Here is a 24,532-nt window from a genome sequence, read left to right on the forward strand (position 1 = left end):
GGTAATAAAAAAGTAGTTTGGCGAGATTCGCCTCAAGTTTGGCGAAATAACGATCAAACTTGGCGAAATCAATCCCCAAGATGGCGATATAAATTCAAAAGTTGGCGATATTCTAGGTCAAATTGGCGAAATCCCAGCCTCATCATCGGAATCCTAGGCAAAATCATCGGAATTCTAGTCCGAATCGACGGAAACCCACTCCAAATCACAGAAACCTCGACCTCAAATCACCGCCAACCCCATCTCTTACCAAATCCAAAGCCCGAAAACCATTAAAAAAACAGAAAACCTCCAATCCTTTCCCCATCCCCATGCACTTTTTTATCATAAATAAAAATATTTCTACATAGAGTGTAAGTGACATAGTGATTTTGCGTGAAGGAAACGAAAGGAGGAGTCGCTTTGTCCCAGGAGAATCAATCGTGCCTGCGATTTTCTTTGGAGGAGTCCTTGTGGTTTAGAAAAGGACAGGAAGTCGAAGAGCTTGTTTCGATTTCCTTAGACCCGGACATCACCATCCAGGAAAACGATCAGTACGTAACCATACGTGGTTCGCTGGAACTCACTGGCGAATATAAAAGTTACGAAGCTAGCGATGAAGGCGAGGATGAAGGTTTTAGCTCGCACAAGTTTGTTGAAAGAGTGGCGGAACGAGAGGAAGGAAGCTGTGAATTTTCCCACCGTTTCCCAGTCGATATTACGATTCCGAATAATCGGATCCAAAGTATTTACGATATCGATGTCCTCGTTGAATCATTTGATTATTCCCTGCCTGAGCGCAGCTGTTTGAAGCTTTCTGCAGAGCTGACCATCAGCGGCCTTTATGGAACTGAACAACAGCAGCAGCAAGAAGAGGAGTCAGAATACGAGGTACTTCACCGTACCGAAACGTATGCCGTTGAGGCTGAAGAAGAAGCCCTCGATGAACAAGAAGCTGATCAAAGCGCATTTGAAGAAAACTTCTTATTTGAGGTAGAGGCTAGAAAGCAGCAGGAAGAAGAGAGTGTGGAAGTTTTACCGAAATTTCCAACCTTCAACTATCAGCCACAGGAAGTGAAGGAGGAAGAAGACTACGAGCCACTATGGAACCTTCAGGAGGCGAGAAGTGAAAGCAGCTATCATCAGGAAGTAAGCTTTGAACAAGAGTCCAGCCCACATACTCACTTTGAAGAAGACGTTACAATTGTTGAAGAAAGTTCATCCTCATCTGATGACATCATAAAAAAAGTAAAGAAGAAGCTGACTAAAAAGAAGAGCATGACGCTGACAGAGTTTTTTGCCCGCAAAGAAGAAAGCACCGGGCAAGTGAAAGTAAAGGTTTGTATCGTTCAAAAGGGTGATACCCTTGATGGGCTGGCCGAACGTTATGACGTAACGGTTCCAAATCTCCTCCGGGTTAATAATCTTGAACTTAATCAGGATGTTTATGAGGGTCAGGTCTTATACATTCCAGCGACGCTTGCAAAAAAATAACTTTTTAGAAAAGAAGATGAGCGGGTTTCTTTGACCTGCTCACCTTCGTTTTTTGTAATACTTCTAGCCTTTTTAAGGAGGTAGAATTTTTATGAGTGACATGAATCGACTAGAAGCAATTTATCCTATTTTAAAAGATTATCTTGTTGAGCCTTATTTTGTCGAAGATTACGGTGGTGTCCTAAAGGTTTATTCAGATAAAGGAACGTTTGCCCTGAAAAAAATTGCGCCGACAATCGGTACGGATTTCATTCGCCACGTTCATCTGCTTTACCAGAAGGGCTTTAATCGGATTGTCCCGATTTATCCAACAATGGACGGCAGGTATGCAGTCTTACACGAGAATAATCTCTATTATCTAATGCCCTGGATGCCGAATGATCATAAGGAAGACCGCGAGCATAAAAACCAGCAGTTATTCCGGGAATTAGCACGGCTCCATACGCTTTCCGCCAAAGAAATCACGGTGAGCAACGAAGAACGAACAGAGCACTATGAAAAGACGATCGAGCAAATGGATAAGCATCAGGAATTCCTCGATGGTTTCATTGATGAATGTGAAAGAAAGACGTATATGTCGCCATTCGAATTGTTATACTGCATGTATTATACCGAGATAAGCCAGGCACTGCGCTATTCGAAGGCTAAATTTGAAGAGTGGTATGAGAAAACGAAAGAAATTGAAAACGCCCGCATGGTCATTACCCACGGGAAATTATCGTCGGAGCATTTTCTATTTGATGATCGAGGGTACGGTTTTTTTATCAATTTTGAAAATGCTCGTTACGGTTCACCTATTCATGATCTCCTCCCGTATTTGTCACGAGCTTTAAATACGAGCCTAAAACGAAGTGATACGGCCCTTGACTGGGTATATCATTACTATAAATACTTTCCATTTAAAGAAGATGAGAAATTATTATTCTACAGCTATTTGGCCTATCCGATTCCCGTGATCCAAGCTGCAGAAAGCTACTTTCGAAATACTCGGCCTAGGAATGAGCTGAAATTTGTCCGCAAACTGCAGCAGCACTATTGGCATTTAAAAAATTCCGAGTATGTTGTCATGCGCATGACGGAAATCGAAGCCAGCCAGCAAGTAAAAGAAGGAGCCCAGCAGCAGAGTGATTAACTGCATAATGGGCTCCTTAAATAATTTCAAAATAGATCGTAATGGCGATAACAATAAAGAATGATAATAATAAAACATCAAAGACGGTTGGTAAAAACATCGTTCGGATGAATTGAAAAATAATAAAAGGCAGAATTAATTGTCCGCAAAATCTCCGAAACGTTCGAAACCAGGGACGGTGTTTGTATTTTTGAAAATTTCCCCTCACTTAAAAAACATCCCCCTTCAAATCTGGCATTTGTTTATGTATATTCTACATATCTGTAAATTCCCCTGAAAAATTTCATATAGTATAAATTATAAGAAATTTGGTAATCATGATTGACGTCAAGCCTTATTTTTCGTAGTATAACTATATAATTTAATTATCGTAAGCAAAGACAGGGAAGAGTACGATGCCTAGCCAACTTCAAGAGAGGGAAATCATTAGCTGAAAGATTTCCTAAGAGGCACATCAGAAGGTCGCCCACGAGCTTCTTCTGCGAACGGATGACAAATCCTATTAGTTGAAGACGGATCAAATCCGTTATCCTTTTTTAAGAGCCAATCATCTTTCTTGATTGGAAAAAAGGTGGTACCGCGAAGCAAACTCCATTCGTCCTTTTATGACGATTGGGGTTTTTTGTTTTTTTAGTGGAAAAGGGGCGGAGCGCCGCAAAAATGAGTCAGTTTAACAAATTTAGAACAATTATGAAATTTTTACATTGTAAAGGTGTTGAATAGCTCTGCTCGCACCAGCTTTATTATTAGAAGGAGGAAGGAAAGATGGAAACAAAAGAATTAACAATGCCAACCAAATACGATCCACAATCGATTGAAAAGGGACGTTATGATTGGTGGCTCCAAGGCAAATTTTTTGAAGCAAAAGATGATGAGGGTAAACAGCCGTATACCATCGTAATCCCGCCCCCGAATGTAACCGGAAAACTTCATTTAGGCCATGCGTGGGATACAACATTACAGGATATTTTAACAAGAATGAAACGGATGCAGGGCTATGACGTTCTTTGGCTTCCGGGAATGGATCACGCCGGAATCGCCACCCAGGCAAAAGTTGAGGCGAAACTACGCACCGAAGGGAAAAGCCGCTACGACCTTGGCAGAGAGAAATTTGTGGAGGAAACGTGGAAGTGGAAGGAAGAATACGCTTCCCATATCCGGGCGCAGTGGGCAAAGCTTGGCCTAGGGCTTGACTACAGCCGTGAGCGATTCACCCTTGATGAAGGCCTCTCTGATGCTGTTCGCGAGGTTTTTGTTACCCTTTATAAAAAAGGACTCATTTACCGCGGCGAGTACATTATTAACTGGGATCCATCGACGAAAACAGCTTTATCCGACATCGAAGTTATCTATAAAGATGTTCAAGGTGCTTTCTATCATATGAAGTACCCACTCGCAGACGGCTCTGGATTCATTGAAATTGCGACCACTCGTCCAGAGACAATGCTTGGTGATTCAGCTGTTGCCGTTCATCCGGAAGATGACCGCTATAAACACTTAATTGGTAAAACCGTTATCCTGCCAATCGTTGGCCGCGAAATTCCGATTGTCGGTGATGATTATGTTGATATGGAATTCGGTTCCGGAGCGGTAAAAATTACCCCTGCTCACGACCCGAACGATTTTGAAATCGGAAATCGTCATAATCTTGAACGCATTCTTGTAATGAACGAAGACGGGTCAATGAATGATAAGGCCGGCAAGTACAAAGGCCTAGATCGTTTTGCATGCCGCAAGCAAATTGTTAAAGATTTGCAGGAACAAGGCGTTCTCTTCAAAATTGAGGATCATCTGCATTCTGTCGGCCACTCAGAACGAAGTGGTGCAGTTGTTGAGCCATATCTTTCAACACAATGGTTTGTTAAAATGCAGCCGCTTGCCGACGAAGCAATTGCTCTGCAGAACAAAGAAAACAAAGTAAATTTCGTCCCTGACCGTTTTGAAAAAACTTACTTGCGATGGATGGAAAATATCCGTGACTGGTGTATTTCAAGACAGCTTTGGTGGGGACACCGCATCCCGGCATGGTACCACAAAGAAACGGGTGAAGTATATGTGGATCACGAGCCGCCAGCAGACGTAGAAAACTGGGAACAGGACAAAGATGTGTTAGATACATGGTTCAGTTCAGCACTTTGGCCATTCTCAACAATGGGCTGGCCAAACAAAGAAGCGGCTGATTATAAGCGTTACTTCCCAACAGCTGCATTGGTAACAGGCTATGACATCATTTTCTTCTGGGTATCGAGAATGATTTTCCAAAGCGCTGAATTTACTGGCGAGCGTCCTTTCAAAGATGTTCTCATTCACGGTCTCGTTCGTGATGAGCAGGGACGAAAGATGAGTAAATCGCTTGGCAATGGTGTCGATCCAATGGATGTCATTGATAAATATGGTGCCGACGCCTTAAGGTATTTCCTATCGACCGGCAGCTCACCAGGCCAGGATTTACGTTATAGTACGGAAAAAGTAGAATCGACTTGGAACTTTGCTAATAAAATTTGGAATGCCTCCCGCTTTGCATTAATGAACATGAATGGGATGACATTTGAGGAGATTGATTTTAGCGGTGAGAAGTCTGTAGCCGATAAGTGGATTTTAACACGCTTAAATGAAACGATTGACCATGTGACAAAGCTATCAGAGCGCTATGAATTCGGTGAAGTAGGCCGTGCCCTTTATAACTTTATCTGGGATGATTTCTGTGATTGGTATATCGAAATGGCGAAGCTGCCGTTATATGGTGAAGATGAAGCAGCAAAGAAAACGACTCGTTCGATTCTTGCTTACGTATTAGACCAAACGATGCGCCTCTTACATCCGTTCATGCCATTTATCACCGAGGAAATTTGGCAGAACCTGCCGCACCAAGGCGTCTCGATTACCGAAGCGAAATGGCCGGAAGTAAATCCAGCGTTTTCTGATGACGAAGCAGCTGGAGAGATGAAGCTGCTCATGGAGATGATTCGCTCTGTACGGAATATTCGTGCCGAAGTAAACACGCCAATGAGCAAGAAAATCAAAATGCTTGTAAAAGCGAAGGATGAACAGGTCCTAAAGGCAGTCGAAAATAACCGCAGCTATATTGAGCGCTTCTGTAATCCTGAAGAATTGCAAATGGGGACAGATATTCAAGTACCTGAAAAAGCGATGACGGCTGTTGTTACTGGCTTAGAAATCATTCTCCCGCTTGCAGGCTTGATTAACATCGATGAAGAAATTGCCCGTCTGGAAAAAGAATATGACCGCTTAAATAAGGAAGTCGACAGAGTTCAGAAAAAATTAAGCAATGAAGGCTTTATGAAGAAGGCACCGGAGAGTGTGGTTGCTGAAGAGCGTGCCAAGGAGCAAGATTATCTTGAAAAAAGAAGTATTGTTGAAGCACGGATTAACGAATTAAGAGGATAATAAGTAGAATGAGGCGAATTCAGCAATGGATTCGTCTCGTCTTATGAAAACATGCACTCATTTTTGGTGTTGTGGAATTTTATCGGCGATTTTAAGCGATATATCGGCGAATCAGAGCAGTTTATCGGCATATTTTTGAATTTATCGGCGAATTTCACACATTTATCAGCGAATCTGAAATAGGAGACAATATTACTAAAAAAAGGGGTGCTGCAAAAATGTTTACAACCTATAAAGAAGCCCTAGAATGGATTCATGCCCGTTTAAGGCTGGGCATTAAACCAGGTTTAAAACGAATGGAATGGATGATGGACAGGCTTGGCAATCCAGAAACAAAGATAAAAACAGTCCATATCGGGGGAACAAATGGAAAAGGCTCGACCGTTACTTTTCTGCGCTCCATTCTCGAAGCCGCAGGCTATACGGTTGGAACCTTTACCTCGCCGTATATTGAGCAGTTTAACGAGCGGATTAGTGTGAACGGGAAACCGATTACCGATGTGGAATTACTAGCGCTTGCCAATGTTATTCGTCCATTAGCGGATGAATTGGAGAATACGGAGCTTGGCGGTCCAACCGAATTCGAAGTGATAACCGCGATGGCCTTCGATTATTTTGCCAAGAATAGCAAGGTAGACATCGTTATTTTTGAGGTAGGTTTAGGTGGACGGTTCGATTCAACCAATATCCTTCATCCGTTAGCTTCGATAATCACAAATATTGGTCTTGATCATACGAACATCCTCGGTAACACCTATGAGGAAATTGCATTTGAAAAAGCGGGAATCATTAAGGAACAAACGCCAGTATTTACCGCTGTCAAACATCCTGGTGCACTGAACGTGATTATCGAGCAGGCCGCTCAAAAGACCGCGCCTATTTACCGCTTAAATCAAGAGTTTTCAATCCAAGCTCATGAATCGCTTGAAAATGGCGAAGCATTCACATTACAAACGGAAACACAAACCATACATGAACTTGAAATCAGGATGATCGGCCAGCATCAAACAGAAAATGCTGCACTTGCGGTCAGCGCAGCCCAATTTTTAAATCAAGAAGGCTCGTTAAACGTGAGCACCCAAGCTATCCGCGATGGTTTAAAAAAGGCCTACTGGCCAGGAAGATTTGAAATTCTCTCGCAAGACCCGCTGGTCATCATTGATGGGGCCCATAATGACGAAGGCGTTACAGCGTTAGTTGATGAGTTATCAACCCGTTACCCGGACCGTCACATCCAGATTGTGTTTGCGGCCCTAAAGGACAAAAAGCTTGATAAAATGATAGCCAAACTTGACAAAATTGCCGATCAAATCTCATTTGTCAGCTTTGATTTTCCCCGCGCCGCCAAAGCCGAGGATTTGCTGCAAATCAGCCAATCTGCGAACAAACTGGCGGTCGACAACTGGAAGACCTATTTGTTAGAAGAAATTGATGACCTAGATACGAAAGACATGGTAGTCATTACCGGTTCTCTCTATTTTATTTCGGAAGTTAAACCTCATTTATGTAAATATTTGAAAAATAAGACGATTTCTCTATGACAAGCTGCCTATTATTTGATAAAATTAGGTTATCTTGAATTAATAATAACTGACCGATGGAAAGTAGGAGAGTAAGATGGGTGTAAAACCACAAGTCCAAAGAACGATTTTTCTAGTTTGGTTTTTGCTGGTTCCAGCTGGTTTATGGTTTACCTATACTTATTATCCTCCTGAATTCACCGGCAACTGGATTGATATTTTGGCGTTTTTGCTGTTAACACTAGCTGTTGCGTCGATGCCAATTGTCATCAATGATATGTTTATCTTTCTTATTCAATGGGTGGCACTCGCGACCTTTTTAAAGTTTGGCCTCTTTGTCGAAATCCTCTTTGCCCAGGCTGCGGTGATCTGTTTACTTGTACGGCTAAGGATCCTGAAAAATGGTCAATTATTTCGTCTGCCGCTGAATTTAATCATGTTCTTTATAGGGTCTTTCGTTAGCGGAATCGTTTATTTCTTACTCGGAGGCGAAACAGGTCCCAACCTTTCTCACGATAGACATGCACTCTTGCTAGCTGTTGTCTATGCCGTGGTAAATTATTTATTAAATCAAATCATCATTTCTTTTAATCTCTATTTTATTTATAAAAGGAAAGAGTCCTATTTTGGTAAGGACTTCTTTGTCGAAACGATTACTACATTAATCACGTTGCCAATTGGGATTATGCTGTACATTTTATACAAACAAGTGGGATTACTAGCTATCTTGTTTGTCGGAATTCCGTTTGCTAGTGTATCAATTGTGTTTAACCTTTACTATTCAAGTCAGAAGATAAATGAATACTTACAAAAGGCTGCGGAAATTGGTCATCAGTTAGCCGAACGCCTAAATGTAAACGACGTCATTCACTTATTTATTCAAAAGCTTAGTGAAATGCTGCCCGTTGATTATGCTTATATTTTTGAAGTGTCAGGTGACAAGCTTAAAGTAATTCGCCGGATTGAAAGCGGCACCGTCATGCCGAATGACATTAACCCAATGAAAAAGAACGAAGGAATTTGCGGTATGGTTTGGGCGAGACGGAAGGCTTATCTATTCTCTGCAAGGATGGAGTGGCGAGGAATTTTCAGCGGCCATATTCCTAGTGATGTCGAAAGTATTCTTTGTGTTCCAATCGTAAGCAGTAACGATGTAACAGGAGTATTATTACTGGCAGCAAAAAAGAAGCGCGCCTATGAAAAATTCCAGCATATGATTATCGATATCCTCTGCTCCCATTTTGCCGTGGCAATGGAGAATGCCAAGCATTATGAACAAACCAAAAGGCAAAGTGAACGCTGTGCATTAACAAAATTATATAATTATCGCTATTTCGAGAACATGTTAAACGAAGAATTCGAAAAAATGGCTAGTTTTAACCGTCAGATGCTTTCTTTAATCATTCTTGATATCGACCATTTTAAAGAGGTAAACGACACCTATGGCCACCAAAGCGGCAATGAAATCCTGATCGAGCTTGCAAACAGAATCAGTAAGCTAGTCGGAGGCAACGGTACTGTCGCCCGCTATGGCGGCGAAGAATTCGTTGTGCTTTTACCGGATACTTCAAAGGAAAAAGCCTATCAAATGGCTGAGCACATCCGGCAGTCCATCGCAAACTGGCCGTTTACACTTAGTCAGTCCTTAGACCAAAAACAGCAGCAGGTGCGAATCACCGCTTCGATTGGAGTCGCAACCGCACCAGAGGATGCAGAGGATGCACTGGCATTGATTCGCCATGCTGACAGAGCGCTCTATGTTGGGGCGAAACGGGCTGGGCGGAATCGAGTGGCGGAATATATTAAATAAAGAGCAAAAATCCTTAAACATAGGATTTTTGCTCTTTTTAATAGGTGTCAAAATTTCAGCAATATATTAAGAGTTTGTCATTTTTTCTGTAGTTATTATTTAACGATTTGCTATAATAGTAAAAAAGACATATGTAATGGACAGATATGATAGATTAGCTCGAAAAATTAAGGGGGGATAAAATATGAAACGGTTATTTTCTGTAATTTCGGTGATTGTTCTTTTATTTGGGCTTGTAATACAGACATCCTATGTGAAAGCAGCAGCTCCTACCACAAATCCTGTGCTCAAAGTATTAGAGATTGTGGATGTGGGTTCATCAAAACTAACTAGTAAAATATTAAATAGCGGGAACAACAATTTTTCTGTTGAAACGGTAACGATGAAGAAATTTGTTGCTTCGAGAGAGGAACTTGATGGGAAGTACGATATTATTGCGATTCCTGATGGTGGCACCTACTCTACCAAGACTGTAACTCAATTACTGAATGATAAAAATATGACAGCTGCTAAAGCTCATGATACTAGTGCTATATTAAATGACATAACTAATTTAAAAGCAACTGAAATTATTGAAGACTATATTAATAAAGGGCAGCCCGTAATATTGGGGAATACAAGTATAAAAAATGGTGGAAACCTTCAGCAGCAATTTTATAATAAGTTCTCCTCAAACAAGAATGTTCTTTTTTATAGTACTGATCATAATAGCGCAGCGACTAAAATAAATAATTTTATTAATACGAATAAGTCCGGTTATGTAGCCCGCCCTAGATTTGATTTAACTGTAAAACCATCCGAATTAAGCCAAGAATATAAACCGGGTGACAACCTTCTATTTACTATTAAAATGTTAACGGATATTCAGTCAAAGAATTTGCTAGCAAGTTTATATATTGATTCAGATTTCAATGATAGATACGATCCATCGGAAGTAGTTCTTGAAAAGCAAATAACGAATTCCACCGATTCGATTAGTTATGCATTGCCTAGAGGCTATAGTGGGATTCGAAATTGGAAGCTTGAAGTTACTGACATGGGGACAAATTTGAAGGATTATCAAAAGGGAACCATTTTATTTACAGATCAAAAAGTAGTCGTTAATGTTCTACAGGTCCAAAGTGGTAGTAATGATGGGAGCAGTCTTAAGACACCAAATAATATGAAACAAGAGTACTTAAGTAATTCTAAATATCAAATTGACATTGATGTGGCGGATATGTCACAATTTAATTTGAGTAAGGACCCAAGGAACCCAGATAATACTAAATATTCACATGAAAACATAAATGGGAAATACGATATGCTTATCTTTGGATTTAAAGACGAATACAACAAAGCCGCCATTAATACCAATGCTGTTGGATCAGTAAGGCAATTCATAGATACGAAGCAAAGCATATTATTTACACATGATACTATATATGGTAATGTTGACCCTAAACCTGCAAACAATTGGGTAGGGAACTTTATGGATGATACCGGGCAAAAGAGACCGCAAACGAATTTAGGCTTAAACGCGCCTAATACTTCAATTTCAACGATTAAGGTTAATGAAGGGTTAGTTACAAAATACCCGTATCAATTAGGCAAAAATATTAAGATAAATAACACTCACAATCAGTATTATACCTTAGATTTAGAAGACCCTGAGGTCACACCTTGGTTTAACATAATTGGAAGTAGTCGTGATGAAAACGATAGTTGGAATCACTATTATACTTATTCTAAGGGGAACATCACTTATTCAGGGACAGGACATACGAATAGTAATTTCCCTGATGACGAACAACGACTATTTGTAAACACCATGTATCGAGCTTTCTTAGGATCCAATCACGCCCCTGTAATTACAGTGAATACACCAGGGAACGGCGATAAAATCCCTGCGCATCAAAAAATTGAATTGTCTTATTATATTCAGGATTTTGATTTAAAGGACAAATTTGTATCTACAAAAGTGTTTTTAAATGAAAAACAGGTGTATTCACAGGATAATGTGACAAATGGCTCTACAATTGTTCAATCAATTGACCATGGTATGCCAAACGGTGGGAATGCAGTTTTAAGGATTGAAGCGACAGATAAAAGTGGAGCAAAATCAGAAAAATTGTTGAGCCTTACCATTGTCAAGATCAACGCAAATCTTGAGGTAAGTAGAACTGCATCGACGAATGAAATTGTTCCTGTAAATAAGGAAATTAAGTTAAATTATGCTATTAACCCTAAGGAAATTAGCGGTGTCGCTGCGCAAACTTTAGGTTCCAATGCAGTATTATCAAATGTGACATATACCGAGACATTTCCTCCGAATATTGAGCTTGTATTGCCTAGCGGCTTCACAAAAACAGGTAATTTATCAACCGGATACACAGTAACTGGCAATCTACCTTCTATCACATATAATAAGATTGGTGATAAGTATGTAGCTTCACCGGTGAATTTTGCAATTTCTGTTATCCCAATAACAAAAGGTCAGTTTACATTAAATAATGCAAAACTTAGTTATAAAGACATCGATACCAGTACGCAAATCCTCCAATTTAATACTGTTACAGCACGATCAGATTTTGAAGTTATTGGTATTCAATTACCTGATAATGTGGTGTTAAATAAAGGGATGCCAAAAAACTTTGCTCTTGATTTGAAAATTCTCCCGGAAAACGCGGGAATAAAGGAAATTAAGTGGTCGGGAACAAATAATTCAATATTTACCATTAATGCAGATTCGGGGGTAGTTACTGCCAAGGATTTAGGAGCCGGGTATGTTAATGTTAGAGTAACGGATGTTTTTGGCAATGTAAAAGAGGCTTCCACATATGTTACCGTTAGGATTCCTGTTGAAAACATCGTCGTTAATGATATCACGATGAATGTTGGGGACACGAAGGACTTGCCAATAACAATCACGCCTGCTGATGCTAAATATGGTCTCACCATTGTCCTTGATGAACCAAGCTTAGCCTCCATTGATAAAGATAAATTTAAACTTACAGCTCTTAAACCTGGTACAACGAATCTAAGAGTTAGTGGAATAAATTCCAATGGAGATGTTATTTCCAAAATTGCTAGATTAACGGTTAATAATATTCTTGTTAACAAAATTATCGTTGATCCAAGCTTCAAAAAGTTAAATAAATTTGAAGAATTCATTTTTGGAGCAAGAATAGAACCTGAGAATGCTACTAATAAAAATTTAATTTGGAGATCACTTAATCCTTCTATCGTTCAAGCGTTAGAAAACGGTAAGGTCATCGGAAAATCAACAGGTACAGCTACTATTGAAATTACAGCGGCGGATGGCGGCGGAGCAACGACAACAGTCAAAGTAGTTGTAGGCTCTCCATTGACTGGTATTGAGACAAGCCCTCCAGAAATCGATATTACCAAGGGTGATAATAGTAAAAATATTAAAAACTACCTCGTATACCATCCTGGAGATGCAACGAATGTAAAAGATGGAATTACACTTGATTCATCCGATACGTATATTCTGGATGTTGATTCAAATGGAAATATATTAGCAAAACGTATAGGGAAGGCTAGTATTACTATCACAGTTCAGGATGAAGATGATAAAAAGTATTCAGCGATATTAAAGGTAAATGTTATTGAACCAGGTACTGGTGCTGGAGATAATGACAAATATTAATTAAATAGTGAGAAGCCATAACAGTTGTTATGGCTTCTCAGCATTCCATCCCTAAAAAGGAGACCTCAAAGTGAAAAAGACAAAATGGCTAGTTCTTTTCGGAATCATATTAGTGATCGTGTTCGCCATTCTGCTCGTTAATAAAACTGTATTGCTTAAAGGAAAAACAGAGGAAGAGAAGCAAAATGAGATCATCAGTGCGATTAATAATAATGATACCGATAAAATCAACGAATTTATCAAAAATAAATACCCACTTAATTTTATATCAAAGGAAGGCTTTACACCGTTTGAAACAGCGCTGAATAATCGTTCACTAGAATCAGCTACTCTTCTATTGAAAAATGGAGCTAAAATTAACGATAAATCTTCCACACCCTTATTTGTGCAAATTGTCGCCAATATGTATGATTACCAAGTATCTGAAGAAGGTCCAGAGTATCAAAAGGAACTAAATTCTTATAAGTCATTATTAAAGGTTGCAAGTAAGAATAAATCAAATAATATTAACGCAACCAATGATTTGGGTAACACTACACTACATATCGCTGCATTGAAAGGTCACCCAGAAATAATAAAGTATATTATAGATCTTGGAAGTAATACAACGCCAATAAATAAGGCAAAAGAAACTCCGTTATTAATCGCTGTAAAGGCTGGTAATATAGAGGCAGTTCAGCTTTTATATCGATACCAAAATGAAAATTTAGATAAAGACAATGAGGGAAATAATATATTATACAGTGCAGCGATGAATGGTAGGAAAGACATCGTTGACTATCTTCTCCTTGAAAGTAAAGAAGGACTTAATGATAAAAATGACATGGGTAAAACAGCCTTAATTATAGCAGCAGAATATGGATATACAGACATAGTAAAAATGTTGCTAAATAACGGTGCTGATCCATCTTTGAAAAGTAATGAAGGAAAAACGGCATTAGAATATGCCTTGCACTGGAATCATGAAGAAATTATCAAGTTACTAAAATAGCCGATAAGGATAATCCCTTATCGGCTTTAGCTTAGTCTTTTTTCATTAAATCGGTTAATACTTCCAGTTGATCTACTTTTGGAAGACCTTGTGCTTGATTAATAAAAAGCTTTTTATTATTTTTAATTATTAGTCGGGATGCTTTTTCATCACTCTTTGTTACAAATGTTAAATCCGTGCTGTCAGCACCCGGTACCGTTCCTCGAAACGCATTCACCTCTAAATTTCCATGCGCAAAAAGTCCACCGTCAATATATATATAGGATCCAATAGCATAGACGACAGCTGCTGAATTTGTATATAGAAATGCTTTAATGGAGTTTACTTGATCAAGATTTGTACTATCAGGGTTTTGGAATTTGTTTATTCTTGCAATCTCTAGATCCTTTTGTGTCATCAAAATTAATTCACCATTGTCTAGACCAGAAATGTTAACATTATTGATTGTTGTTTTGCCCAAAACATATATTGTTGAATTAAAGGCAACATTCCCTTTAATACTTACGTTACCAGTAACAAGTATATTAGCAGCAACATCCATTTTGTCATTTCCGATATTTTCAAAATAAGCATCTCCATTTATGACAAGCCATTTTGTTTTATCGACAGTAAGTTTGTTTATATCAATATAAGCATCTCTATTATATAAATAGTTCTTGGTTAAAGGATTATTTTCAATATTATTAAATGAGTTGAGAATTTGCACATCATTGTTACCACCCTTAATATATAGACTGCTTATTGAGGTGTTAACAAGGTTTAGCAAATCAGCGTTTGACATATTAGAAGTCCTTACTTTAGGATCGATGATGCCACTATTTTTCAGTTTTTCAATAAAAGTTTTGATAATGTCTACCTCAACAAACTCTGAATCATCATTCGAATAGATAGGAGCGTGAGGATCAAAAGCATTTTTTAACTCACTTATGTTTAGCGGGAGAAAGGTATTATTCGTTGACCCATTATAGCAATTTTTCATACGATAATCGCAATAATTAATATTTTTGTTTTCTAGAAATAGAAAATTATTATCTTTATTGTAAACGGAAGGAAAGAAAGTATTCACTGTTTTTGAAATGTTATTATATACATATCTTGCTTGATTACTGATTTCTAGTTTTTTGTTCGCATAAATATTCCCTTGCTTTATATACAGAGAACCGTTGATGGTTAATACATCCCGTGAGCCAATCGCGTATTTTAGAAAGCTTGGCATCGGCGTAATATAGACTGTTTGGCTGTAACTTTGACCATTTGGAGTTTTGCTACTAACCAATAGTACTCTTGTGAACTCCTTTAAATCTGGTCTATCGTTTGTTATTTGATAATTTAATTTATTATTAAGAATTTTATCTGTTATCATTTGGTTGTAGTCTTCAATAGACATCTCTGGTGTATATTCAAGTTTAATTGTCTTTTTAATGTATGCGGCTGCTTCATTAAGATTTCTTATGGCGTCAAGATTTTCGACAATGCTTTCTTTTCTAATCTCCGTTCGTTTAGCCCCACCAATACTAGCGGATAAGATTGTCAATCCTAATATTGTGAAGACTAAAATCATCAACAGAACAACTAGAAGAGTAGAGCCTTTTTCATTTTTTATCATCTAATCACTCCTTTTAGAAGCCAAATGAACTTTTTAAGATTAACGGTTTTGTTTTTATAAAACTATTAGGACCTTGATTACTATCTTCTATGACTAAATTTAATGAAATTCTGCCATGCTGGCATTTTCCGCTTGAATCTGTTAAGCTACACGAACCAATTGAAATGGAAGAAGTTTCAGAATTGGTTCCATCAGTAACGGTAGTGTTTTTAACTTTTACTGTTTGTATTTCTGTTTTTTCCATCGATTCATTTTTTTCATTTAGTTTCTCAATATAAAACTTTTGGTTTTCTTGATAAATTAATATATTATCTTCAATTTCAGTAGAATCCTCTACAATAAAACCTTCGACATTTTTTGGCTTGTACCTTACCATTTGGATGCCATTTGCACCGGTAACATTATCTTCATATGGTAATATATAATTCGGTGGACTGTTGTACATCTCATTTAAAATCATTGTTGCTACATAATCAGCATCATCCCTTAACTGGCCTTCGATTCCAATTTTTTGATAGAGCTTTAAGCCTGTAACAAAAACGCTATAGATGACACCAGATAAGATACTCATAATTACTAGAGTGGCCAAAACTTCAATCAGTGTCATTCCTCTATTAGAAGTAAGTAGCTTCCTCATTTTTTTATTAAACCCCTTACTGTAGCAGTTTGATTCGCCCATTTTACTTCAACTTCAACACCGGTTAAATACATGGTTAAATCATGTGATATTTGATTATTATCCACTTTAACATCGCTTGTTAACGTTACAATAGCGGAATAGTTTACATTATTGATAGTAGTTGAAAAGAACCCTTCGCACACAGCTACGGAATCAAAAGCAGGATCTTTACAATTTTCAAATGTTAGTTGTACTTTTTTCGGAGGGTTTTTACCTGGAAAGTATAGTGCTTGAAAACGATTGTAATCCTGCTGTTCCATATAATATAAAACATTCCTTGCAACATTAATTCCAATGGTTTTATCCTGATTTTTTTTTGTATATGAGTAAGCTTGATTAAAGAAAGATAGGAAAGTAGTCAGGACTATTCCTAATAGAGTGATAGACACTAAAACCTCTATTAAAGTTAGACCTTGCTGGTTTTTCGGTAATTTATACATATTCCTTTCTTCTCCTTCTTTCGAAAATATAGATTTACTATACTATAATAATAATTTAAAAATGCAAATCTAAATTTAGTGTCGTATGGGGAATAGGATTAGTCATTGTTATAGGACATAATAAAGTCTGATTTTATCGCAGTTATCATTTTTATAGTAGAGAAACCCGGAAATTTCTTTGTTCATCTTCTTTAAAATTACTTAATAGTATTATACAATATTTAGTAGGAGTATTTTGTCTAATTTTAATAGAAATGATCAAAAAATAATATTAATTGAAAAAAATTATGTAGTTTAATAGTATAAATGAACGAAATAGAGAGGGAGTGAATGGATGCTACCGATAGTATTGGCCATTAGTTCTATGCTTGTTCTTATTTTAATTATTTCCTTTTTACCACTAGGAATTACTGTAAAAGGGAAGTTATTCATCGTTTTGGCTAGTTTTTTGCTTGCACTAGGAGGACTTGCAGCGGTTTTAGCTATTCCGTTGTGGGAAACCGTTATAATGCTGGTTGCACTCATTTTCTTTACTGCATACTTTATGGAAAAGCAATGGGGAAAACTGATCTTTAAAGAAATTCCTTCATTTGAAGAAGAGCTAGCCGATAAATTTGATATTCCCCTTTACGATTCAAATATAGACATTGAAAAGAGTAATATGTCTCTAGATTTAACTGAATTAGAATTAGTTCAACCGTCGGTCACAAATGTGATAGATAATAGTCAACTTGATATAAACCTAGTAAGGGAACAATTTGCTGATACTGATCAGGATATTTCATTTTTATTAGAACGGGATTTAGAAAATGATGTAGAAGAACAGAAGGAAGTTTTAAAACCTGAAATTGGTCATTCAACTGACATTAAGAGTTTGCTAGATGAAGAAAAAGTGGATATCGATTGGCTTGAAGAAATCGATGTTTTTTCATCAAAAGATGAAGAAGAGCAATCATTTGACGATAGTAGTACTAAGGAAAATGTGCAGTTATCTGATCCTACTTTCGATTTTCTCTTTGCACGAAAAGAAGTGGCGGCGAGTAATGATGATGTTCAAGAAGAAAATAAATAGAAGAAAATGATAACCTTACAAAAGTAATTTGAAGGGAGGCAGATCATTTGGGCAAAAATCAACAAATCATAAAGTTGTTTATTGTTATATTTGTAAGTACGGCAATAATATTTAGTTTCTCCCACTTTGGGGCTAAAGCATTTGAAAAAATAACAAATGCTGATGGAAAGTACTCAGTTGGAACAACAATCGGGCCATTAGATGTTTCTGGGAAAACGAAAGGTGAAGCCGTTAGTATGTTGGAGGAAAAGTATGTCGACTGGCTTAGAGATACGTCGATTGAACTAAAATATGGAGAAATCACTTTTTCACTGGATTTAAACCAATTTCATTTGGATTCAAAGCAAACGATTGATTCCATAAAAGAAGGACAAACAAATCCTGTTAATATTATTATTACAAATTCACAAGTAAAAGAGCAATTACAACTGCTCTTCCCGCAACTAGAAGCCAGCACTTTTGATATAACAAAACTTACGTCTAGTTTAAATGCACAAGCTTCACTTTTCGAATCTGGGGAACATTCATTTAACCTTGGTAATGATTTCTTGTTAGCAAATCAAACAAAAGAGGATACTGTCTTAAGTGATGCCATTGTAGCAATGAAGGAAGTTCCAGATGATTTAGCAACTATCATTGAGAATAATCCAACAATTGAGATCCAAGAAGAATCCACCTTTTCATTGCTAGATTTTGCAAAAAAACATAAGATCGGAAATTCATCTTCCTTAAATATTATTGCTACTGGAATATATCAAGCCATTTTACCTTCAGACTTTTTGATTGTAGAAAGAAACATTAGTAGCTCTCTGCCGGATTATGCGACATTGGGCTTTGAAGCAAAAGTAAACCAAAATGAACATGTCGATTTTGTCATAGCAAATCCGATAAAGGAAAAATATATTCTCGAACTTCAATTAGAGAACGACAAGTTAAAGGTTATCTTAAAAGGTAAAAAGTTTCTAAATAATTATAAAATCAACAAAAAAGATGAACAATCATTAAAGCCTAAGACGATTGTACAATATAGTCCACAGCTACTCCCTGGAAAAACAAAAATTCAGACACAAGGTGCAGACGGTCAAATTGTCAAGGTTTACAGGGAAATATATCAGGGAAACCAGTTCATTAAAAGTGAATTAATCTCAGAGGACTATTATCCACCAATATATCAAGTGATAGTTCAAGCCCTATCGAGATACGAACAGGAGACGCCGCAAACATCTGATACTTCTGGTAGTATAGTCGATACTGAAAATAATAGTCAGTCCAATGATGATCCGAATTCAATTGGAAACGAAACAACAACAAATTCTGATGAGGTTCAACAGGATGATAGCAATCTTTGGGGAAAACCAAATGAACAACCAAAATAATAGTAGGAGTGTAGAATGAAGCAAATGCGAAAAAGACTTGGAGATTTGTTAATTGAAGAAGGTCTTATAACAGTTGAACAGCTTCAAGCAACACTTGAAAAAAAGAGTTCGAATCAAAAACTTGGTGAAGCACTATTGGACCGGGGGTACATTACCGAACAACAGTTAATTGAAGTGCTGGAATATCAGCTTGGAATCCCGCATATTAGCCTGTTTAATTACCCGTTTGAAACGAATCTTTTTTCGCTTATTTCCAAAGAAACAGCGAGAAGAAATTTAATTATTCCGTTAAAAAAAGACGGGAATAAGCTGTTCATCGCTATGGCAGATCCGATGGATTTCATTGTTATCGATGATTTACGCTTATCAACAGGATTCCAAATTGAACCGGCAATTGCCACAAAAGATGATATCCTGCGTTCGATTAATAAATACTATGATGTCGATGATGGTTTTGCTGAGCTGCTTGATGAATTACAGAAAAATGAAAAGGGGCGGACAGATGATGTAACTGACCTAGATTCACCGATTGTTCGCCTGGTGAATCAGATTTTGTCAAATGCTGTCATTCAAAGAGCCAGCGATATTCATATTGATCCGCAGGAAACGAAAGTTGTCGTCCGGTACCGAGTGGATGGAGTTCTACGGGTTGAGCGTATTCTGCCTAGCCACATGCAAGGCGTTCTAACAGCAAGAATTAAAATCATGTCAAATCTTGATATTACCGAGCACAGAATTCCTCAGGATGGACGGATTAAATTAAATCTTGAATTTCACCCAGTTGATCTCCGTGTCTCCACGCTGCCAACTGTTTACGGGGAAAAGATTGTTATGCGACTTCTTGATATGGGATCAACATTAAATGATTTAAGTAAACTTGGATTTAATACCCTTAATATGAAACGTTTTAATGAAATGATTGAAAAGCCAACGGGCATATTGCTTATTACCGGTCCAACAGGTTCAGGTAAATCTTCAACCCTTTATGCAGCTCTTAACAAGTTAAATAATGAAGCCGTCAATATCATAACAATTGAAGATCCTGTCGAATACCAATTGGAAGGGATAAATCAAATTCAGGTGAATGCGAATGTCGGGATGACCTTTGCTGCCGGATTAAGATCAATTCTCCGTCAAGATCCGAACATTATCATGGTCGGAGAAATACGCGATAAAGAAACAGCTGAAGTGGCAATCCGTGCATCTTTAACAGGGCATTTAGTATTAAGCACTCTGCATACCAATGATTCAATTGGGACTGTTACAAGGCTCATTGATATGGGAATAGAACCGTTTTTACTAGCAGCCTCCTTAAGTGGTATTGTTTCACAGCGGCTTGTCCGTAAAGTGTGCCGTGATTGTCTAGAGGTCCAGGAACCTTCAAAACGAGAGCTGGAAATTTTTGCGAGGCGCGGCCTGAAGATTGAACAAATTTCACGGGGAAAAGGCTGTTCTTCCTGTAACATGACAGGCTATAAAGGCAGGATTGCCCTTCATGAGGTGCTCGTTATCAATGAAGAGATGAGCCGGGCATTGATGAATGGCGAATCTTTTCAAAAATTAAAGGAAATAGCCACTAAAAATAAAACCATCTTTTTAATAGACGATGGATTATTGAAAATAAAACAAGGGTTAACAACAACTGAAGAAGTATTAAGAGTAGCTACTCTGGAGTAGGAGTATTAGGGTATGAAAGAAAAAATTGATGCAATTTTGAAAGCGGCTATTGAATATAAAGCATCTGATGTTCATTTAACTGTTGGAGTTCCCCCAGTCCTGCGCATTAACGGTGATTTACGAAGGTATGGAACAGAAAAACTATTGCCAACCGATACTGAAGCGATGGCAAAAGCAATTATTCCAGAAAATATGTGGGATTTATTTAAGGAAAAAGGCGAACTTGACTTCTCATATGGTGTACCGGGTAGTTCGCGTTTCCGTGTCAATTCGTATCATCAACGGAAAAGTGTTTCAATAGCCCTTAGGGTAGTTGCTTCAAAGGTTCCATCTATTGAGGACCTAGATTTGCCTGACATCGTCTCTAAGCTTGTGGAGAAGCCGCAGGGTCTAATCCTTGTCACAGGCCCAACAGGTAGCGGGAAATCAACAACACTCGCGTCGATGATTGATTATATGAATCGAACGATGAGGAAGCATATTATTACCTTAGAAGATCCAATCGAATATCTCCATCGACACGGTCACTCGGTAATTGATCAAAGGGAAGTTGGATTTGATACAAATAATTATGCAAGCGGCTTAAAGGCTGCACTTCGACAGGACCCTGATGTTATTCTTGTCGGTGAGATGCGCGATTTAGAAACGATGTCGATTGCGATTACAGCAGCTGAAACAGGGCACCTTGTTCTAGGAACGCTTCATACTTCTAGTGCACCGACAACTATTAACCGAATAATCGATGTCTTTCCCTCGGGACAACAGCCGCAAATTCGTATCCAATTGGCCTCTGTCCTAGTTGGGGTCATTTCACAACGATTATTTCCAACTGCTGATAAAAAAGGCAGAAAAGCAGCCACAGAAATTTTGGTTAACAATGCTGCTATCGCTAACTTGATAAGAAATGAAAAAGTCCACCAAATTCAGAGTACAATGCAAACGTCCCGAGCCCAAGGGATGCATACGCTTGAAATGAGTATTCGAGACCTTATTGATCGAAATATAATTCAAAAGGAATCGGCAGTGCAATATTTACAAGAAAAGATGTTGATGAATGGCTAGATTTAAATACGCTGGAAGAGACCGAAAAGGAAAACGGCAGGGCACCGTAAATGCAGGTTCTAAGCGAGAAGCAATGGTTAAGCTTAAGGAAGAAGGAATTCGTGTAATTGAAATGACGGAGGTTCCTGAGACCTTGATGACCAAGGATATCTCATTAGGAAATCCAGTGAAGCTGCAGCATTTTGTCATATATTTAAGACAATTTTCGACGTTAATTAAAGCAGGAGTAACGGTTGTCGAAGCAACAGCAATCCTTGCGGTACAAACAGATAGTAAAGCGTTAAAGAAGGCATTACTCGACGTGGAACAAGAATTACGGGAAGGTAATCCTCTTTCTGATGCAGTTGCAAAGCATAAGAAAATATTCACACCTATGTTTATTAATATGGTTAAAGCTGGAGAAGTCAGCGGTAATTTGGATGAAACACTTGACCGCTTGGCTGAACATTTTGAGAAACAGCATTATACTAAACAAAAAATCGTATCTGCCCTGGCATATCCTACTGTAGTGGGGATTATAGCAATTGCGGTTGTGATCTTTTTGTTAGTTGCCGTTGTTCCAACATTTGTCACGATGTTTGCAGATTTGGGCGGTCAACTGCCTGCAATTACAAGGTTCGTCCTTGCAGCAAGTGGTTTTATGCAATCATTTTGGTGGCTTGTAGCTATATTTATTATTGCAATTGTAGTGTTCATTACTTATCTTAAGAGTAACAATCAGTCTAAATACTATTTAGATTATATGTTATTAAGAATGCCGATTTTCGGAAACTTGTTGCAAAAAGCAGCTCTGGCTCGAATGATGCGAACCCTTAGTTCTTTATTTTCCAGCTCTGTCCCGATTCTACAAGCAATGGCGATTGTCGAAAAGGTAGTCGAAAATGAAGTTCTCGCCCGGGTGATACAAGAATCACGAGAATCGCTTGAAAAAGGACGTTCAATGACGGAACCGATGCAAAAACACTGGGCCTTCCCACCGCTTGTTACACAAATGATTGCGATTGGGGAGGAAACAGGCGCACTTGATGCAATGCTTTCAAAAATTGCAGAGTTCTATGAAAAAGAAGTCGAAACAGGAACTGATAGACTAAAATCATTGATTGAACCATTAATGATTGTTGTTCTAGCAGGTCTTGTTGGAACGATAGTAACAGCAATTATGGTGCCTATGTTCGACATGTTCAACCAATTTCAACAACATAATCAATAAACCAGCAAAAAAACAAAAATGTTGATGAAAAGTGACAATATACCCAAAAATACTCTTTATTTTACTTTGTAAAATACTGTATACTACAAGAGATAACATTACTAGGTTCATAGAACCTTAAAGGGAGATGAAATTATGTTTCAAATGTTAAAAAAGAAGCTTAAAGATCAACGGGGATTAACGTTAATTGAATTACTTGCAGTTATTGTTATTTTGGGGATTATTTCAGCTATTGCTATTCCGAGTATTTTGGGATTAATTGACAATAGTAAGAAAGATTCTGTTGTTGCAAATGCTCAACAAATGATTAACTCAGCAAAACTTGCTGTGGCTGGTGATGAGGTTCTTCGACCAAATCTAACTGATCAAGAAAAGTATGTTAACTTGAAATTTTTGGAAGAAGAAGGTTACTTAGAGCCTTTAAAAGATGTTGATGATACATCTAAATTTTATTCAGAAGGTCAAAACAGTAATAAAAATAACTTAACAACACCTCCGAACAAAGGGTCATTTGTGAAAATAGAATATGATTCATCTAATCCTAAATCATATAAATATTCTGTTGTATTATTAGGAAAAGAAAAAAGTATTGGTAAAAAAACAAGCCCTGAAGCTGAAAGTAACTTGAAAAGAAGCATAGTAAAATAAAAGGATACAAACTATTATATGATATTATTAATATATGGTCTCCTACTTGGTTCATTCTATAATGTAGTTGGCCTTAGGGTTCCATTAAAAAAATCAATCGTTGCCCCACGTTCATCTTGTCCAACCTGCGGGCACCAATTAACAGCATTAGAACTCCTCCCGGTGGTTTCATATATAGTTCAAAAGGGAAAATGCCGCGGCTGTAAGTCGCGGATTTCTCCTATCTATCCAATTATGGAATTGCTTACTGGTATACTATTTGTAACTTCATCCTATGAGGTTGGCTGGTCAGGGGAGTTAGTAGTAGCATTAACGCTAGTTTCGATGTTTATGATTATCGTTGTTTCGGATATTCACTATATGCTCATCCCTGATAAAATTCTGATTTGGTTTGCAGGGATTTTTTTATTGGAGCGTATTGTTTGGCCGCTTAACCCCTGGTGGGACAGCCTAGTAGGAGCTGCAACAGGTTTCACACTGCTATTACTAATTGCCGTTGTCAGTAAAGGCGGCATGGGCGGCGGGGATGTTAAACTGTTTGGATTACTCGGCTTTGTCTTAGGTTTTAAGCTAGTGTTATTATCGTTCTTCTTATCAACCTTATTCGGTGCCGTTATTGGCGGCCTGGCACAGCTTTTTAGAATCGTAAAAAGGCGGCAGCCGATTCCATTTGGACCGTTTATTGCAGCAGGAACCTTGTCCGCATATTATTGGGGACCGGACCTCATCGACCTATATCTACGTTTTCTTAATCACGGATTTTAACTAAGGGGTTA

The 24,532-nt window shown here is 38.0% G+C and carries 18 protein-coding genes and 1 other annotated feature; of the genes, 14 read left to right on the forward strand and 4 right to left on the reverse strand.

Annotated features, from left to right (window positions below; all coding sequences use genetic code 11):
• Nucleotides 1-402: 402 nt before the first annotated feature.
• A complete protein-coding gene (spoVID, locus tag AA980_RS12965; RefSeq protein WP_034723179.1) occupies nucleotides 403-1,473 on the forward strand; it encodes a stage VI sporulation protein D in 1,071 nt (356 codons plus the stop codon).
• Between the two features lie 91 nt (nucleotides 1,474-1,564).
• Nucleotides 1,565-2,605 carry a spore coat protein YsxE gene (gene ysxE, locus AA980_RS12970; protein ID WP_024026829.1) on the forward strand — a complete coding sequence of 347 codons (1,041 nt, stop codon included), beginning with the start codon at nucleotides 1,565-1,567 and terminating at the stop codon, nucleotides 2,603-2,605.
• A gap of 16 nt (nucleotides 2,606-2,621) precedes the next feature.
• Here ysxE and AA980_RS12975 read toward each other — a convergent pair whose 3' ends face one another.
• Nucleotides 2,622-2,813 carry a hypothetical protein gene (locus tag AA980_RS12975; RefSeq protein WP_024026830.1) on the reverse strand — a complete coding sequence of 64 codons (192 nt, stop codon included), beginning with the start codon at nucleotides 2,811-2,813 and terminating at the stop codon, nucleotides 2,622-2,624.
• Between the two features lie 160 nt (nucleotides 2,814-2,973).
• Nucleotides 2,974-3,211: a binding site (T-box leader), on the forward strand.
• A gap of 159 nt (nucleotides 3,212-3,370) precedes the next feature.
• On the opposite strand from AA980_RS12975, the gene AA980_RS12980 reads away from it, so the two are divergent.
• From AA980_RS12980 to AA980_RS13000, 5 genes are all read left to right on the forward strand, one after another.
• Nucleotides 3,371-6,013 (forward strand): valine--tRNA ligase, encoded by a 2,643-nt coding sequence (locus tag AA980_RS12980; protein ID WP_024026831.1) that lies wholly within the window; start codon nucleotides 3,371-3,373, stop codon nucleotides 6,011-6,013.
• Nucleotides 6,014-6,231: 218 nt separating this feature from the next.
• Nucleotides 6,232-7,554 carry a bifunctional folylpolyglutamate synthase/dihydrofolate synthase gene (locus AA980_RS12985; protein ID WP_024026832.1) on the forward strand — a complete coding sequence of 441 codons (1,323 nt, stop codon included), beginning with the start codon at nucleotides 6,232-6,234 and terminating at the stop codon, nucleotides 7,552-7,554.
• Between the two features lie 76 nt (nucleotides 7,555-7,630).
• Nucleotides 7,631-9,343, forward strand: a complete 1,713-nt coding sequence (locus AA980_RS12990) for a sensor domain-containing diguanylate cyclase (protein WP_024026833.1) — start codon at nucleotides 7,631-7,633, stop codon at nucleotides 9,341-9,343.
• A gap of 184 nt (nucleotides 9,344-9,527) precedes the next feature.
• Nucleotides 9,528-12,995 (forward strand): DUF5057 domain-containing protein, encoded by a 3,468-nt coding sequence (locus AA980_RS12995; RefSeq protein ID WP_024026834.1) that lies wholly within the window; start codon nucleotides 9,528-9,530, stop codon nucleotides 12,993-12,995.
• Nucleotides 12,996-13,065: 70 nt separating this feature from the next.
• Entirely contained in the window at nucleotides 13,066-13,986 is a 921-nt protein-coding gene (locus AA980_RS13000; RefSeq protein WP_024026835.1) for an ankyrin repeat domain-containing protein, read from the forward strand.
• Nucleotides 13,987-14,017: 31 nt separating this feature from the next.
• Here the strand turns inward: AA980_RS13000 and AA980_RS13005 are convergent, their stop codons facing one another.
• From AA980_RS13005 to AA980_RS25830, 3 genes are read right to left on the reverse strand one after another with little or no spacing between them, the layout of a single operon-like run.
• On the reverse strand, nucleotides 14,018-15,592 hold the full coding sequence (locus AA980_RS13005; RefSeq protein ID WP_024026836.1) for a hypothetical protein: 1,575 nt from the start codon (nucleotides 15,590-15,592) through the stop codon (nucleotides 14,018-14,020).
• A gap of 13 nt (nucleotides 15,593-15,605) precedes the next feature.
• A complete protein-coding gene (locus AA980_RS25825; RefSeq protein ID WP_024026837.1) occupies nucleotides 15,606-16,229 on the reverse strand; it encodes a PulJ/GspJ family protein in 624 nt (207 codons plus the stop codon).
• Nucleotides 16,226-16,711, reverse strand: coding sequence for a prepilin-type N-terminal cleavage/methylation domain-containing protein (locus tag AA980_RS25830; protein WP_024026838.1), 486 nt, complete (start codon nucleotides 16,709-16,711; stop codon nucleotides 16,226-16,228). The genes AA980_RS25825 and AA980_RS25830 overlap by 4 nt, the downstream gene beginning before the upstream one ends.
• 334 nt (nucleotides 16,712-17,045) lie before the next feature.
• Between AA980_RS25830 and AA980_RS13020 the strand changes: the two genes are divergently transcribed.
• The 7 genes from AA980_RS13020 (at nucleotide 17,046) to AA980_RS13050 (ending at nucleotide 24,521) form a co-directional block, all read left to right on the forward strand.
• Complete coding sequence (locus AA980_RS13020; protein WP_024026839.1) at nucleotides 17,046-17,783, forward strand: hypothetical protein; 738 nt, start codon at nucleotides 17,046-17,048, stop codon at nucleotides 17,781-17,783.
• Nucleotides 17,784-17,830: 47 nt separating this feature from the next.
• On the forward strand, nucleotides 17,831-19,159 hold the full coding sequence (locus AA980_RS13025; protein WP_024026840.1) for a G5 domain-containing protein: 1,329 nt from the start codon (nucleotides 17,831-17,833) through the stop codon (nucleotides 19,157-19,159).
• A gap of 15 nt (nucleotides 19,160-19,174) precedes the next feature.
• A complete protein-coding gene (locus tag AA980_RS13030; RefSeq protein WP_024026841.1) occupies nucleotides 19,175-20,836 on the forward strand; it encodes a GspE/PulE family protein in 1,662 nt (553 codons plus the stop codon).
• Between the two features lie 12 nt (nucleotides 20,837-20,848).
• Entirely contained in the window at nucleotides 20,849-21,898 is a 1,050-nt protein-coding gene (locus tag AA980_RS13035; protein WP_024026842.1) for a type IV pilus twitching motility protein PilT, read from the forward strand.
• On the forward strand, nucleotides 21,891-23,108 hold the full coding sequence (locus tag AA980_RS13040) for a type II secretion system F family protein (RefSeq protein WP_024026843.1): 1,218 nt from the start codon (nucleotides 21,891-21,893) through the stop codon (nucleotides 23,106-23,108). Before AA980_RS13035 ends, AA980_RS13040 begins: the two co-directional genes overlap by 8 nt.
• A 135-nt stretch (nucleotides 23,109-23,243) precedes the next feature.
• Nucleotides 23,244-23,756, forward strand: coding sequence for a type II secretion system protein (locus AA980_RS13045; protein WP_024026844.1), 513 nt, complete (start codon nucleotides 23,244-23,246; stop codon nucleotides 23,754-23,756).
• An 18-nt stretch (nucleotides 23,757-23,774) separates the two neighbouring features.
• Nucleotides 23,775-24,521 (forward strand): prepilin peptidase, encoded by a 747-nt coding sequence (locus AA980_RS13050; protein WP_024026845.1) that lies wholly within the window; start codon nucleotides 23,775-23,777, stop codon nucleotides 24,519-24,521.
• Nucleotides 24,522-24,532: the final 11 nt, after the last annotated feature.

This window comes from Neobacillus vireti, assembly GCF_001026695.1.
GTDB classification, from domain to species: domain Bacteria; phylum Bacillota; class Bacilli; order Bacillales; family Cytobacillaceae; genus Neobacillus; species Neobacillus vireti.